Consider the following 15867-nt stretch of genomic DNA (forward strand, 5'->3'; position numbering starts at 1 on the left):
TGCTTGTGTTTCGACCGGCGGAACAAGTGCGCGTCACGCGTGACGCCCTATTGTGCGTTCTTATCGTTCAATCGGTACCGTTCGATCCGCCCCACTAGAAGCCAATATGCAGCGACAGCCGCCAGGACGTGGCACCCGACGTAGATCAGCGCGCCATCATACGAGCCGGTCCGGCTGACGATCGCGCCGATTGCTATCGGCGTGATGATGCCGCCGACGCTGCCTGCCGCATTGAAAAGCGCGCCCGTGACGCCAATCGCCTCCTTGGGCGCGGTATCGGCAATCACGGTCCAACCGAGTGCACCGAAACCCTTGCCGAAGAACGCCGCGCACATGATCGCGACGACGACGGCATTGGCAGCGGTATAGTTGCACAGGATGATGGTGGCGCTAAGCCCGAGCCCGAGGGTTATCGGCAGCTTACGCGCGATCGTCAGCGAGCCCGTACGACGGAGCAGCCAGTCCGAGAAGAAGCCTGCGGACACGCCGCCAAGGCATCCGCAGACCGCCGGGAGAGCCGCGACGAACCCGGCTTGGAGCATCGAGAAATGCCGGGCCTCGACAAGATAGCTTGGGAACCATGATATGAAGAAGGTCGACAGGGAAGCGACGCAATACTGGGCGAAAAAGATCCCTAGCAGCATCCGGTTGGACAGCAGGCTTCGGATGACTTTCCCCGCCGGAACCATGTGAGGCGCATCAACCTTCGACGACGCGCTTCCGAGCTGCGTCAGCGCGCCCCGTGCAGTGATGTCGTCATACTCGTCGCGCGAAAGCCGGGTGTCGCTGTCAGGAGCCTGATACTCCCACCACCAGATCATGGCGAGGATCAGCCCCAGACCGCCCATGACGGTGAAGATGTGTTGCCATCCGGCGTAGTGGAAGAGAAAGCCCATCAACGGTGTGAAGACCGCCAGCGAGAGATACTGCGCCGAATTGAAGATCGCACCCGCGACGCCGCGTTCGTCTGAAGGGAACCAGGCGGCGATGATCCGCGAACATGCAGGAGTCACCGGCGCCTCCAGCACTCCGAGCAGAAGGCGTAGCGCGTAGAGCACGACGATCGGCGCTGCCACATACCCTACGCCGCTCGTCAGGATCGTCGCGATCGACCAGCCGACGAGGGCCACGAGGATGGCGATGCGCGAGCCTATGCGATCGACCAGATAGCCCGCGGGTATCTGCGCGAGGAAGTAGCTCCACGAAAATGCCGAGAAGAGCCAACCCATCGACAGCGGATCGATCGCGAGATCCTTTGCGAGGCCGGGCGCCGCCACCGAGAGCGTCGCTCGGTCGCCCGTGCTCAACGCGAGTACGGTCGTGATCAAGGCCAGCACTAGGAAGCGGCGATGCCGCCCGCGCGGCTTGCCATCGGAGTCCGGGTGTTTTGACGTCTCCGGATCTGTTCTATCCATGGCTCAGGCGAACGCTATCGAACCGTCGGGCCGTCTGGGAACGCGGCGTTCCCAGTGGACGTATCGGTCGGTCGCGAGATGGGCTTCGTCGATCTCGACGCCCCACCCCGCCCGATCCGCGCGCAGTTCCAGATGGCCCTCGCGTGGCAGATAGGGGTCGGTCACATAGTGCGCGTCTCCGACCGCCTCCCCTACCATCCCGGCGCGGCCTGCGGGTAGGACGTCGGCGTTCGGCAACCGATATTCGAGTATCTTGAAGTTGGGTTGGGCGGCGCAGAAGTGCAGGTTCACCGCGGTCGCGAGCGGTCCCATCGGGTTATGCGGTGCGACGGTCACGTAGTGTGCTTCCGCGATGGCAGCGATCTTGCGCATCTCCAACAGGCCCCCGACGACGCAGATATCGGGTTGGATGATATCGCATCCGCCGACCTGGAGCAGACGCAGAAACTCGAAACGGCTGTAAAGGGATTCACCGGTCGCCAGCGTGCAATTCAGACCGCGATGAAGTTCCCCCCATCGTTCGAAGTTTTCGGGCCTGATCGGCTCTTCGAAAAACAGCGGGTCGTACGGCGCCAGCGCATTGCCGAGTTGCGCAGCTAGGCGTGGCTCGAAAATTTTCGCATGCGCATCGAACGCGATATCGAAGGTCGGATCGGCCGCCTCGCGCAGTGCCCGGAAATACTCCGCGCTGGTACGGACAACCTCGCCCCAGCGGTTCGCGTGTATATCTATCCTGTACGGGCTGAGCTTGAAGGCATTGAAGCCCCAATCCTCGTTGAGCATAGCCATCGTCTCAGCGGCCGCGGGAACGTCGGGCGCTGTGTAGACACCCGAATAGACTCTGATCCGATCGCGTGCGTGGCCACCGAGCAGCATGTAAACCGGTACGTTCAACGCTTTTGCCGAGATGTCCCATAGGCAATGGTCGATCGCGGAGATCGCCGCCAACCCCAGAGCGCCCGGCGGAAAGCGCGCTTGCTGAACCAGCAACTGGATGAGGTACTCGATCCGGCGTGGATCATGTCCCGCGATAAAGTCGGCCAGATAATCGAGGATCGGCAGCAGGGCGCGATCGGGTCCGTGATTGTAACATTCGCCCCAACCGGTGACCCCCTCGTCGGTGTCGATGGCCACGAGGACCCTAGGCCGCCCGCCGTCCCTGGTCATGAATGCGCGGAGCCGATCGATCTTCATAACGCCGTCTCTATCCTTAGCCTGTGGGTGGTTGCGCCGTTTCGTTTCACGCGAGATCTGGCCCGGGAGGTCAGCGCCCCGCGGACAAACCGGCGGAGGCCGAGGCGGGAATCTCGTGGAGCAGCTGACGCAGCGCTCGCCACGTGTCGTCGGGCAGCGGCCAGGCCGCGGGGACGCGTGGCGATCCGCAATCGTCGCCGAGGATCTGCAGCGCTGCCTTCACGACCGACACATTCGCGCCGTTCCGCTCTTCGGACCGCAGGACCTCGAAGCCGGCAATACCCTCGATCAATGATCGAGCCTGCGCGTAGTCGCCCGATTCCAACGCAGTGCTAATGGCGACGGAGCGCTCGGGCCATACGTTGATCAGACCCGACGTAAAGCCACGTGCCCCTACGGCGTAGAACGCAGGCGCCCAGGTTTCGGCGAGTCCGCCGCTCCATACCAGCCGCGGATCGGTCGCCCTGATGGCATCAGCCAGCTTCAACGGCGTCGGACACGCCCATTTCACTCCGACTACCCCAGGAATGCCGCAGAGATCGACAATCGCGTCCAAGCCGATGCCGTCGTCGCGCAGATAGAGCAGCGCCGGAAGCCCCTGCGCCTCCTCGACGATCCGGGACACATACGCGACGACGCCGCGCGGTGCGACGAACGGGTCTGGCGGCTGATGGATCATCAGCGCACTCGCGCCCGCCTTCCGCGATGCGCGCGTCAGCGCGAGTGCGTCGCCGATGCCGCGACCGACACCGGCAACCAACGGTACCCGACCGTCGATCAGTTCGGAGGTCGCGTGAACCATGGCCTCGGCCTCGTCCGTCGTCAGCGCGTAGAATTCGCCGGTATTGCCGTTCGCGACGAGAACCGACACCCCTGCCTTCACCGCACGATCCACCACCGGCGCCAGCCGCAAAGGAGCGATCACGTCGTCAGGGTCGAAGGGGGTGACCAGAATGCCTGACACGCCCCGCAGCGCCTGCCGCAGGCGATCTTCCGCTTCCGTGGCCATCACGCTACCCCTCCCGTTGATCCATCTTGTAATCCTTATTTACAGGTGCGCGTCCGCTGTCAACTCCGTGCAATCGTGCTAGCTATCGTCGGGATGTTCCCTGAAGGTGTACTGAATTGAGCAATCTGATCTTGGTGCCCGAGAAGAAGGAACGTCTCGGGGACAGGCTCTACGGCCAAATCCTCGAACAAATCGCGTCCGGCACCCTTCGCCCGGGAGATAAGCTGCCGTCTGAGAACAAGCTGTGCGAGTTGTTCAACGTGTCGCGGCCGGTTGTCAGGCAGGCACTCGTCCGCCTTCAGGCGGACGGTATGGTGCTTACGCGCAAGGGACTCGGCACCGTCGTCCAGAACGCGCCTCCCGAAGGTCTCACGCGATTCTCACAGCCCAGCGACGTCGCACACATGCTGCGCTGCCTGGAACTGCGCCTCGCCATCGAGGGGGAGGCTGCCGCCTGGGCTGCTACCCGTCACTCCCTGCCCGAACTGAAACGCATTGGACGCGCGCTGGAACTCCTGGAGCAGCAGATGCAAGATGGCGCGATCACCGCGTCGGCCGATTTCGCCTTCCATCAGGCCGTTGCCGCGGCGAGCGGCAACATCCTATTCGAGCAAGTGCTCCAGTCGCTCGACGACGCCATCCGCCGTGGCATGGTCATCGCGCTAGGACTGACGAAGGAGCGCAGCCCGGAGCGCGCGAGACGCGTCCTGGATGAGCACAGGGCGATCTACGACGCAATTGCACGTCACGACTCGCAGGGCGCGAGCCTGGCGATGCGCTATCATCTCGACCGCGTCCGACAACGCGTGACGGACGGATCACGGGACCAATAAACGACTATTGACGCCCGCCACCTGTTAGTTCACTTTACATGTGGCTCCGGGTCAAAGGTCACATCGTGTCGGCGAACGCGCCGAGGCGATGAACTCAACCCCTGCTGAACATTGCCGGCGGGAGGGCCTAGCCCTCTCCAAGGCGATGTTCGCCGTACGTTTCCAACAGGTCCGTACGCAACGAACGGATCGGCCAACGAAGCCGCACGATAGGGGAGAGATGCATGAACAAGAGTCTCGTAATCGCACTGCTCGCAAGCAGCGCCTTCGTTCCGCCTGCTGCGCACGCGCAGGCTAACCAGACGCAAAACTCCCCGGCCGCTCAGCGTGATGCGGCAACGGTTGCAGCCGAACAGTCGGTCGATGCGCCCCTCGAAGCTGATGTATCGGCAGGCCCGCAGGCCGGTCAGGGCGATCCAGCCGCCGCTGCGGTCGAGGACATCGTCGTCACCGGATCGCGAGTGGCCCGCGCCGGCTATTCGGCTCCAACGCCCGTGACGATGCTGTCCACCGACAGCTTGAACGCGAAGGCGCCCGGCACGTTAGCGGACGGGCTGAACCAGCTGCCCGTCTTCACCGGATCGATCAGCAACGCACAGGATCGTGGCTCCAATGCCGGGCGGGTGAGGACCGGAAACTACCTCAATCTGCGCTCCCTCGGTCCACAACGGGTTCTGATCCTTCAGGACGGACTCCGCCTGCCGCCGACGGGCAACGCGGGCGGCACCGACGCCAACATGATACCGCAACTGCTGATCGAGCGGGTTGACGTCGTGACCGGCGGCGCGTCCGCCGCCTATGGCTCGGACGCGGTATCCGGCGTGGTCAACTTCGTGCTGGACAAGAAGTTCACCGGCTTGAAACTGCTGGGCCAGGCTGGCATCTCGACACGCGGCGACAGCGGATCGACGCGCATCGGTGCAGCCTTTGGCAAGAGCTTCCTAGACGACAGGCTCCACGTCATCGGGAGTGCGGAGCGGTATCATTCGGATGGCATCACGCTCAAATCATCACGCGCCGGTATCAATGAGAACTATGCGGTCATTGGTTCCGGCACGACCGCGGATCCGTTCAGAAACGTCGCCAACGTCCGGTTCTCTGCGGTATCGGACGGCAGCTACATCGTAGATGGGCCGCTTCGCGGACAACAATTCCTGCCGAACGGACGGGTCGGTCCGTTCAACGCGGGCACGCCTACGGGTCGCGCGGGCCTTGCCTTCGGCGGCGAGGGGGCAGTTTTTCCCGCGAACCGGAGCACGTTGAGCGCGGCAGCGACGACTGAGCAGTATTTGGGCCGCGTATCCTACGAGCTCGGCAGCGACGTCACCGCATATATTCAAGGCACTTACAACCGAGCGGTAAATTCGGACACGCCCCAGCCTGTCACTCGCAATGGCGCGACCGCCAGCACGCGGATCTTCGCCGAAAACGCGTTCTTGAACCCCGCTGATCGCGCTCTGCTTGGAGCAACGCCCAGCTTCACGACAGGCCGTTTCTTTACCGACTTCCCGTTCTATTCGGCACGGCAGAAGACCCAGTCCGCGATCGGCACCGCCGGTTTGGATGGACGGTTCGGCAGCAGCAGCTTCAAGTGGGATCTGAACTACACCTATGGCTGGACGCGCCTGGACTCGTCCGCCCGCGATCTTAATTTGCCGCGATACTACGCCGCAGTCGACGCCGTGCGGAATTCCGCAGGACAGATCGCGTGTCGGATCACCGTTACCAATCCCGGACTGCAGGATGGCTGCGTTCCGCTTAACGTTCTTGGCGTCGGAAACGCGTCGCCCGCGGCGATGTCGTATGTCATGCAACAGACGTTCTGGCGCGCGACCAATACCATGCATGACGCGCAGGGAAGTATCTCTGGCGAACCGTTCTCGACGTGGGCCGGTCCGGTATCGGTCGTCGTCGGCGGAGAATACCGCCGTCAGACGCTGGATCAGGTCAGCAACAGCAACCCGGCGACGCCACCCAACTTCACCGGCATTCGGGGAGTGCCGACCAACGCCGGTGCATTCTCCTTCACCAACGTCCCGTTCGCCATGGGCAAGTACACCATCAAGGAAGGTTTCGGCGAGATCGTCCTGCCGCTTGCCAAGGACTCGGTCATCGGCAAGTCACTCGATCTCAACGGTGCGTTTAGATACACCGACTATTCAACATCCGGCTCCGTCCAGACATGGAAACTGGGTGGCACCTACGAGCCGGGCGCAGGACTTCGGGCGCGCGTGACACTGTCCCGCGATATCCGAGCGCCCACACTATACGAGCTGTTCGCCGGCCCGTCGCTGCGGGTTCAAGGCTATTCGGACAGGCTGACCAATCAGCTTGCTCAGTACAATGAAGTGAATCAGGGCAACCCGAACCTGACGCCTGAGATCGGCTCCACGCTGACCGCGGGTTTGGTCTTCCAGCCGACGTTCCTGCCCGGATTTGCGATCTCGGCCGATTACTACCGGATCAAGATCAGGGACGCGATCGCCAGTCAGTATACGAGCGTCCAAGTGCTCGATCTGTGTGCCAACAGTAACTACGCCAGCCCGGTCTGCAGCCAGGTCATCAGGCCGCTCGGTCCGACCAACACCTCGCCTGCCAACTTCCCGAGCCAAGTCAACATCTTTCAGACGAACGTCGCCAGCGTCCGCACTAAGGGACTGGACGTCGAAGCATCGTACCGCACGCCTTTGTTCGGTGGCAGTCTTTCGAGCCGGCTGCTGACGACGCGGCTGTTCAGCTACACTTCGCAGAGCATTCCTGGATCCGCCCCGATCGAATACGCAGGCAACGCAGACTTTTCAGATACGGGAAACCAACCCTTTCCGATGCCGAAATGGCGGGGCACACTTGATCTGACCTATACCAATGGCGGCTTCACGATCAGTGGGCAAGAACGCTACATCGGCAGCTATAATCGTTCGAAGATTTTCGTGTATGACAAGAATAAGGTCGGCGCCGTCGCGTACACCGATCTAAACATAAGCTACGATATCAAGACAGCGTCCGGAACATTCCAGGTTTTCACCACCGTGAACAACCTGTTCGACCGGGGATATCCGATCACCGCGATCGGGTCGAATCCCGGTCTCGCCATCTCGACGTTCCGTTCGATCTACGACGTTACGGGCCGATACATAACAACTGGCGTCCGTATTCGCCTTTAGGCCTGATCTCCGGCGAAGGCGATCGCTTTCGCCGCAGCATTTTCGAACGGACTGCGGAACCGAATACTCGTCGGAATCCTATCTGAATTGACCGGCGGCGCCAGGATGACCAGGCGTCACCGCTGGAGACCAACAGCATGTCATCTCTTTCAAGTTTCGCCTCTTTCCGGGCGAGCTATCCTAGCCTTTCGGGCAAGCGGGTGCTCGTCACGGGAGGCGGTTCCGGTATCGGCGAAGGTCTCGTGGAAGCCTTCGTCGCACAGGGATGTCGCGTCGCTTTCGTCGACATTGCGGACGATGCCAGCAAAGCCCTGGTCTCCCGCCTAAGTTCCGAGGCAACATATGTCCCTATCTTCCGTCACTGCGACCTCACCGATCTTTCCGATCTGCGGACGGCGATCACGGACCTTGCCGCATCCCTCGGGGGGATCGACATCCTCATTAACAATGCCGGTAACGACGATCGGCATGCGCTGGAGGACGTGACGCCAGAGTATTGGGAACAGCGCCTGAACGTTAATCTCCGACATCAGTTCTTTGCAGCCCAAGCCGTGGCGCCGTCGATGAAGCGAGCCGGTGGAGGTGTCATCCTCAACTTCGGATCGATAAGTTGGCACCTCGGCCTGCCCGAGTTGGTCCTCTACCAGACCTGCAAGGCCGCCATCGAAGGCCTTACCCGAGGTCTCGCGCGTGACCTCGGATGCGATAACATCCGAGTAAACACGATTGTACCGGGAAACGTTCAGACACCCCGTCAAGAACTCTGGTACACGCCCGAAGGTGAGGCTAAGATCGTTGCCGCACAGTGCCTGAAAACCAGAGTTCAAACCGCCGATGTTGCGGCTCTAGTATTATTTCTCGCTTCGGATGACGCAAAAATGTGTACCGGCCACGACTACTTCGTCGATGCGGGATGGCGATAGCCGGAGGCCGGCGCGAGCACATGGTCGACACGGTGCGCCTGGACGCTGGCGATCGACATGCCTTCGGGAACGCGGGCAAGGGCTGCCCGCGGTAATCTCATACTCACGGTTCAGACACCTCTTCAAAACAGCCGGCGCGGCGCAGCTGCCGGACGATCCCGTTGAACGCCGCGGTCACACCCTGTGCCCTGCCGATCTCGTTCTCTTGGGCTGCGGCATCCCAGTAGAGTTCGAGTGGCCAGCGTTCCGGGCAGTGCGGCAGCAGGCAGCGCAGCGCCAACCGGATTTCGACGACGTCGACGCGAGCGTCCGAGCAGCGCGCAACACCGCTCCGCAAGATATGAACCGATAGCGCGATGACAACGCGCTGATGACGGACGAGCTTGGCCATCAATGAAAGTCGTGAGATTTGAACTTCACGACGGCTTCCGGATCCATGCCGTCCGCATGGGGCGGCCAGTAGGAGTTGCGCGGGTTCGGGCTCCAGCCCTTGTCGCCGCGGTCGGGGGAGCCGGCATGTTTCGCGCCGTCACCGCGGCCGGTCCGGTGCGGGAATGACATTTCGCCGACCCGGTGCAGCAGATCGCCGTGGTCGATGATCCGGTCGCAGATGACGTGGATGACCTCGCCCTCCTTCTGCACCCTGCCCTTCATGCCGATCATCGACGCGGACATCACGGTGCGGCGTTGGCGCTCGAACCGATCGGGCCACAGGATGCCGTTGGCGATTCCCGTCTCGTCCTCGATCGTGATGAACAGCACGCCCTTGGCAGAGCCGGGTTTTTGGCGAACGAGGATGATGCCGGCGACCTCGACATGCCGTCCGTCGCGAATGGTGGCCAGGTCCGCGCATTTGGTTACGCCACGCCTGGCCAGCTCATCGCGGACGAAGGTCAGCGGATGCGCGCGCAGCGAGAGTTGCAGCGCGCGATAGTCCTCGATCACCTCACGACCGTCGGACAGCGGACGCAGTTCGACATCCGGCTCAATCCCCTCCGCACTGACCGCCTGATCCGCGCGGTCGGCTGCAGCGAAAAGCGGCAACGGCGCTTCGCCGAGCCCCCTCACCTTCCACAAGCCCTGCCGACGATCGGCGCCAAAGCTGTGAAAGGCGTCGCCGTCGGCGAGCTTCTCGATCGCCGCGCGCTGCACGCCCGATCGCCGCCATACGTCTTCGACGCTCTCGAACGCGGTCAGCTCGCGCGCGCCGACGATCTTGGCGCCGTCCGCGTTGGACAGGCCACGGATCTGCCTGAGCCCTAGGCGTACGGCGAGGTACCGCCCGCCATACGGCTCCAGCGTACAGTCCCAGCGGCTTGCGTTGACGCAAGGGGGGCGAACCACGACGCCATGCTCACGCGCATCACGGACGATCTGGGCGGGCGCGTAGAAGCCCATCGGCTGCGCGTTCATCAGACTCGCGCAGAACACGTCAGGATGATGATGCTTCATCCACGACGACGCGTAGGAGATCTTGGCGAACGAGGCCGCGTGGCTTTCGGGGAAGCCGTACGACCCGAAGCCCTCGAGCTGGCGGAAGGTGCGCTCGGCAAACTCGCGCGGATAGCCACGCTCGACCATGCCCCCGATGAGCTTTTCGCTGAAGTGCGACACGCCGCCCGTGAACTTGAACGTCGCCATGGCGCGGCGCAGCTGGTCTGCTTCGGCCGGCGTGAAGCCGGCACCGACGATCGCGACCTTCATCGCCTGTTCCTGGAACAGCGGCACGCCGAGCGTCTTCTCGAGCACCGCGCGCAACTCGGGCCGCGGGTATTCCGGCTTCTCCAGGCCTTCGCGTCTGCGCAGATACGGGTGGACCATGTCCCCCTGGATCGGTCCCGGTCGTACGATCGCGACCTGAATGACGAGGTCGTAGAAGCGCCGTGGTTTCATCCGTGGCAGCATCGACATCTGCGCGCGGCTCTCGATCTGGAAGGTGCCGAGCGTGTCGGCCTTGGAGATCATCGCGTAGACGTCCGGATCATCGTCCTGCAGATCGGCCAGGCCGACGCGCAGCCCCTTGTCCGCCTCGAGCATGTTGAAGGCGCGGTTCATGCAGCCAAGCATGCCGAGACCCAGCACGTCGACCTTCATGAACTTCAGCGCATCGATGTCGTCTTTGTCCCATTCGATGATCTGCCGGTCTTCCATCGCGGCGGGTTCGATCGGGACCAGATCGTCGAGACGGTCATGGGTGAGCACGAAGCCGCCTGGATGCTGAGACATATGGCGCGGCACGCCGATGAGCTTGCGAGCAAGCTCGAGCGTCAGGCGCAGGCGACGATCGCCGATGTCGAGGTTCAGCTCGTTGACCTGCTTTTCGCCGACGCCTTCGGCCGACCAGCCCCACACCTGGCCAGCTAATGACGAAGTGAGATCCTCGGGCAGGCCAAGCGCCTTGCCGACGTCGCGCACGGCGCCGCGGGCGCGGTAGCGTGTAACGACCGCGGTCAACGCCGAGTGGTTGCGGCCATAGGTCTCGTAAATCCACTGGATGATCTCTTCGCGTCGCTCATGCTCGAAGTCGACGTCGATATCGGGGGGCTCGCGGCGCTCGCCCGATACGAACCGTTCGAACAGCAGCTCGTGCTTGATCGGGTCGATCGAGGTGACGCCAAGCACGAAGCAGACGCAGCTGTTGGCAGCCGAACCGCGCCCCTGGCACAGGATGCCGCGCCGGCGCGCCTCGCGGACGATCGCGTAGACGGTCAGGAAATACGGCGCATAGCCAAGCTCGCCGATCAGCCGCATCTCGTGTGCAATCTGCTCGGTATAGGCAGCTGGCACCGTACCGTTGAACATTACGTCGACGGCGTCTTCCGCCAGCTTCTGCAGCGCCTCTTGCGCGGTCAGTCCGTCGATCAGCCGCTCATGCGGGTATTGATAGGCCAGTTCGCCCAGATCGAAGGTGCACAGGCGGGCGATGTCGACGCTGGCGCGCAGCGCATCGGGATACGCCTTGAACCGCCGGACAATCTCGTCGGGGGATTTGAGCGCACGGTCGGCATTGACCTCACGCCGGTAGCCGAGCTCGTCGACGGTGCATTTCTCGCGCACAGCCGTCACGACGTCCTGCAGCAGCCGTGCTTCTGGCGCGTGGTAGAGGACATCCCCCGTCACCACCGCGCGAACGCCAGCGCCGCCCGCCTGCCGCGCCAGCGCGTCGATCCGCACGGCATCGTCCGGCCGGCGCCGCTGGAACAATGCCATATACCCACGCCGGCCATAGACCGTCTTCAGGTCGGCGAGCGCTGCCAGATTATCCTCGTCCGGCTCAACGGGCAGCAGGATGGCGATCATGCCCTCCGACCAGGGCTCGAGGTCATGCCAGTGGAGAAGACAGCCACCCTTCCCCGCCCGCTTCTTGCCCACTGTCAGCAGGCGCGTCAGGCGTGACCAGGCGGGGCGGTTGGTCGGGTAGAGCAGCAACTGCCGGCCACAGGACAGATTGACGCGCGTACCGGCGATCGAGCGAACGCCCGTCGCCTTCTGCGCTTCCCATGCGCGCACCACGCCCGCGACGGTGCCGATGTCGCTGACCCCGATCGAGGGATAGCCAAGCAGCGCCGCAGCCGCGAACAGCTCCTCGGGGCTCGACGCGCCGCGCAGCAGTGAGAAATGCGTGAGGACCTGAAGTTCGACATAGTCGGTCATGCGAACACGCCGTGCATCCACCAGCTGAGATCGCCGGTATCCTCGACGAACCCGTCGCCACGCCGGAACACCCAGTAGCGACCGCCGGTATCGTCCTCGACGCGGTAATAGTCGCGGACAGCCCACACTTCCGCGTCACGGCGCCACCACTCACCGTGGATCCGCTCGGGGCCGTCGCCGGCCACGACCTTGTGCGGCCGGCCGCGCCATTCGAACCGCCGAGGCGGCTGATCGGGCATGAGCGCGATGACGCCCCATAGCGGTTCGGGCCTCGCCAGCAGGCGCGTCGGTCGGCGCCATTTCGGCCAGCCCGCGGGCGCTACCACCGGGTCGGCGCGCATGACGGCACGCTCGGGCACGTGGCTTTCAACCGGCGCAATCCGAAACACGGCATCAGCGCCAATGCGGCCGGCAACGACGTCGACGAGACGGGCTGGATCACGCACGAGCACCTCACCGGCGAGAACAGCGCCGAGATCGACAGCGTCGAGCGGCTCGGTGTGCGGCGCCGCCAGATAGAATTGCTCGAGCCCCAAGCCCGGATCGATCCGTTCGATCCTGAGCTTCATGAGCCGCAACAGGTGCGAGACCTCGCGCGTCGGGCGTGAGGTGCCGACGGCTACGACCTGCTCGGTGCCATCGACGCGTAGGCCACCGAGCCGCAGTGATCGTACGCCAAGCCCCTTCGCGCGCAGCAGTTCGGCCATATCGCCGAGGAGATCTTCCATGACCTGCGCGATCGCGTCTGCGGTGACGATCGGTTCGAGCAATCGGCGCTCGACGATCGGCATGGCCTGGTCGGTCCGCGGCGTGATGGGTTCGGCGACCGCGCCGAGGGCCTGATCGAGCCGCGTGATCGCGGGCAGCCCGAGCCGACGTGCCAATGGCCCCCGCGCGACAGGTAAAAGATCGGCCACGCGTTCGAAGCCGAATTTGCGGGCGGCAGTGAGCGCCGTGCCTGCGAGGCGCAAGGCAGCGACCGGCAGGCCGCTGATCGCGTCGACGGTCCGCCCTGCCGGGACGATCGCGATGTCGGCAGACCCGAACCGGGCAACGGCGTGGGCCGCGCCTGCTGTGTCGGCGACCGCTACGCGTGCAGTGAACCCCGCACGCTGGCAAAAGGCGCGCAGACGCCGACAGAACCGCTCTTCGCCGCCATGAAGATGCGCGCAGCCGGTCAGGTCGAGCCATAGTCCATCGGGTGGCGTGGCCGCGGCGATCGGCGACCAGCGGCGCACCGCGCGCAGCGCGAGCTGGTCCAGTAGCGCGGCATCCGCCTCCGTCTCAGACGGTCGGATGTCGAGATCGGACACCAGCGCACGCGCGTGGGTCGCGGCCATCCCGATCGTGATCCCCAATGCGGCCGCGCCATCGCAGGCGGCCACCACCTCTTCGCGCCGGCCAACCTTGCCGACCAGCGCGAGCGGTGCCCTGTGGAACGCCGCAACGGTCTCTGCGACCCTGTCGTGACTGTCGGCTTGCGCTGGTCGGTGAAACGGATGGTTTGCCGCTTCCGAACGTCGGCCAAGTTCACGCATGGGTGGCTTGGCATGCACGGGCAGCGCTGCGATCTGGCCTTCCACATCCTGCCTGGTCGTTACGTCAGCGCGAGCCCAGCGCGCACCGGGCCGCCACCCGCCGCCCCGCGGTACGGAGCACGCACCGGGATCGTCGTCGACGGGAGGCTGAAGGGCGGGCCGCTCAGGCGGCCGCGTAGCGTGCCGGTCCAGCCGTCTCAGCCGCTCGATGGCTAAGTGCGGCAGGAACAGCGAGACAACCCGTCTCATCGCAGCCCTCCAAAATCATCGAAAATGCTTCGCCGCCACGCTGTCGTGCGACCTCGACCTGCCACCGTGACCGTCCGACGCCGGCAACCCCCAGGCGCTCGGAGGACGCACTGGCGATCCGCCAGCGCGTCCAGGCCGCGGACGGTTCGGCGAGCGGATCCTGGTCGCGGTTCCGTCTGCGTCGCAGGATGAGAACGGGAATGTCGGCGTCGGCCGCCACGAGTTGCAGGCGCCGGGTTGCTACCATCGACATCCGGCTTACCTCCGCGATCACTGCCGACGGCGTTCCGTCGCGCACCGCATCCTCGACGACGGCAAGTAGCGCCGCGTCGTCGCGTGGCTGTGCATGGATCAAGTCGGCAGGCGATAGCCCCGCCTGCTCGAGACCAGGTGCATAAAGATCGTTGCGACAGCTCACCCACAGCACCGGTCCGCCGGTATGGGCGGCCTCCCGCGCGGCTATGCCCGCCAGGAACAGCGTGGCCGCGGCATCGTCGACCATCGAACAACTTTGTGCGGCGACCTCGTGGAGCGCGCCGGCGCGAAGGCCCCTGCTCGCGAGGCGATCGTCCAGCGCAGAGATACCGAACGGCATGATGCGGTGATCCACCACGGGCGTAGCGATTGTCCGCAGGTGAGCGATGGTGGCCGGCAGGGACTCGAGGGCGGTGATCATGATGTCTAGACTCTACCTGTTCCCCTTATGTTCCGTTACCAGAACCGTTTGGTCAAGCGTCAGACTCGAGACTCCTGTGGATAAGGTGTTGCTAGGAATGCGATGTCAGGGCGTACCGACGCGACGACGACAAATGTCAAATGCTGCTGGCGATCCCTCACGCAGCGGGGATCCAGGCGCCGGTCCATCGGCGTGTCCCTGATCAAGGTCGGCGTGCAGCGCCTTCGTTGGATCCGGGCGCAATTCGGATCGAAATGCGCTGAGCATCGCATCCTGCCTCCCCGTTGCCAGCAGGCGCCCTACAAGCTCGGCCACCAGAACACTGGTCGCGGGCTTCGGATCGATCGACGTCTTGGACAAGCGGTGTCGCCCTTTGGCGCGATATGGTGTCTGCCTTGGAGCGAAAACGTACGATCCAGGCCTCCACGGTCCCTGCCGCAGGTCCTGAACAATAGCATTGCCGTAGCAAGGCGGAAGCGCGCGGGTTGCCCTAGCCTGCCACCGTTCGGTTCCGATCGACGTCTAAGCAACGATCGTTGGACCATGGATCAAAGTGTGAGGGCTTCGATCGAAACATCAAAGCGCGGCTCGGGGGGACACTCTTCGATTCTTCGGACCGCGACAATTGCGGTCGCAGCGACGGGCAGCATGACCTTGAAGGCCGATCGAAAAAGCGTGGCGGACTTGCCTCTTATCAGAAGACGGTTCGCATGATGCGCCGCGACGACCTCCGGGTCCCAGACTGCAAGATCACAGAGCGTAATGCGCAACTTGGGGTCGTCAGTCGCCCAGGCGCGCTCGGCATAATCGAGTATGGCCTTGCCATAGCACGCCTCTAGCACCGGCCTCGCCGCCTCGATCCGCGCGTGTCGAGAGAACATGACGTAGAGCAGGTCATTTCCGTCCACGCACACCTCCTGCGACGGCGCATCGAACTCGATCATGAGCGGTACGTATTCGCGGGCGCTCCCATTGTTCCGACAGGCATAATGCAGCGCACCGGAGGCGTCGGCCGCGTACACAGCCGGTCGCGCTTCGCCCGGACGCGGATCGATCGAGTGAACGTCGCCGTCAAGAAGCATCCGCGGACCGGCCAACGGCCAGACTTCGACCGGGCGTCGCGGCCCAAGGGCCGTAAGTCCCTTTTCCATGATCGCCGCGATGACCTTCCCAACATCATCCTCTGCGACGGCGATGCCACGATGCATGCGA

At 63.8% G+C, this 15867-nt stretch carries 11 protein-coding genes; 3 read left to right on the forward strand and 8 right to left on the reverse strand.

The window, feature by feature from the left end; genetic code table 11:
• Positions 1 to 47: 47 nt before the first annotated feature.
• The 3 genes from SJY41_RS14425 to SJY41_RS14435 all read right to left on the reverse strand — a co-directional run bounded on the left by SJY41_RS14425 (position 48) and on the right by SJY41_RS14435 (position 3618).
• Positions 48 to 1328, reverse strand: coding sequence for an MFS transporter (locus SJY41_RS14425; RefSeq protein WP_380782834.1), 1281 nt, complete (start codon positions 1326 to 1328; stop codon positions 48 to 50).
• A gap of 90 nt (positions 1329 to 1418) precedes the next feature.
• Positions 1419 to 2609, reverse strand: a complete 1191-nt coding sequence (locus SJY41_RS14430; RefSeq protein ID WP_380782836.1) for a mandelate racemase/muconate lactonizing enzyme family protein — start codon at positions 2607 to 2609, stop codon at positions 1419 to 1421.
• A gap of 70 nt (positions 2610 to 2679) precedes the next feature.
• Positions 2680 to 3618, reverse strand: coding sequence for a dihydrodipicolinate synthase family protein (locus SJY41_RS14435; protein ID WP_380782838.1), 939 nt, complete (start codon positions 3616 to 3618; stop codon positions 2680 to 2682).
• 116 nt (positions 3619 to 3734) lie between these two features.
• Between SJY41_RS14435 and SJY41_RS14440 the strand changes: the two genes are divergently transcribed.
• The 3 genes from SJY41_RS14440 (at position 3735) to SJY41_RS14450 (ending at position 8538) form a co-directional block, all read left to right on the forward strand.
• Positions 3735 to 4451 (forward strand): FadR/GntR family transcriptional regulator, encoded by a 717-nt coding sequence (locus SJY41_RS14440; RefSeq protein ID WP_132741312.1) that lies wholly within the window; start codon positions 3735 to 3737, stop codon positions 4449 to 4451.
• A gap of 224 nt (positions 4452 to 4675) precedes the next feature.
• The gene (locus tag SJY41_RS14445; protein ID WP_380782840.1) at positions 4676 to 7615 is read left to right on the forward strand and encodes a TonB-dependent receptor domain-containing protein; all 2940 of its coding nucleotides are present in this window, start codon (positions 4676 to 4678) and stop codon (positions 7613 to 7615) included.
• A gap of 137 nt (positions 7616 to 7752) precedes the next feature.
• Positions 7753 to 8538: an SDR family NAD(P)-dependent oxidoreductase gene (locus SJY41_RS14450; RefSeq protein WP_380782842.1), complete on the forward strand. Its 786-nt coding sequence runs from the start codon at positions 7753 to 7755 to the stop codon at positions 8536 to 8538.
• Between the two features lie 103 nt (positions 8539 to 8641).
• On the opposite strand, the gene SJY41_RS14455 is transcribed toward SJY41_RS14450, so the two are convergent.
• The 5 genes from SJY41_RS14455 to SJY41_RS14475 form a co-directional block, all read right to left on the reverse strand.
• Positions 8642 to 8929, reverse strand: coding sequence for a hypothetical protein (locus SJY41_RS14455; protein WP_380782845.1), 288 nt, complete (start codon positions 8927 to 8929; stop codon positions 8642 to 8644).
• Complete coding sequence (locus tag SJY41_RS14460) at positions 8929 to 12192, reverse strand: error-prone DNA polymerase (RefSeq protein ID WP_380782847.1); 3264 nt, start codon at positions 12190 to 12192, stop codon at positions 8929 to 8931. Before SJY41_RS14460 ends, SJY41_RS14455 begins: the two co-directional genes overlap by 1 nt.
• Entirely contained in the window at positions 12189 to 13979 is a 1791-nt protein-coding gene (locus SJY41_RS14465; protein ID WP_380782849.1) for a Y-family DNA polymerase, read from the reverse strand. Before SJY41_RS14465 ends, SJY41_RS14460 begins: the two co-directional genes overlap by 4 nt.
• Complete coding sequence (locus SJY41_RS14470; protein WP_380782851.1) at positions 13894 to 14655, reverse strand: ImuA family protein; 762 nt, start codon at positions 14653 to 14655, stop codon at positions 13894 to 13896. The genes SJY41_RS14465 and SJY41_RS14470 overlap by 86 nt, the downstream gene beginning before the upstream one ends.
• A gap of 548 nt (positions 14656 to 15203) precedes the next feature.
• Positions 15204 to 15863 (reverse strand): hypothetical protein, encoded by a 660-nt coding sequence (locus tag SJY41_RS14475; RefSeq protein ID WP_380782853.1) that lies wholly within the window; start codon positions 15861 to 15863, stop codon positions 15204 to 15206.
• Between the last annotated feature and the right edge of the window lie 4 nt (positions 15864 to 15867).

Origin of the sequence: Sphingomonas sp. R86520 (assembly GCF_042466285.1) — a bacterium.
GTDB lineage: Bacteria > Pseudomonadota > Alphaproteobacteria > Sphingomonadales > Sphingomonadaceae > Sphingomonas.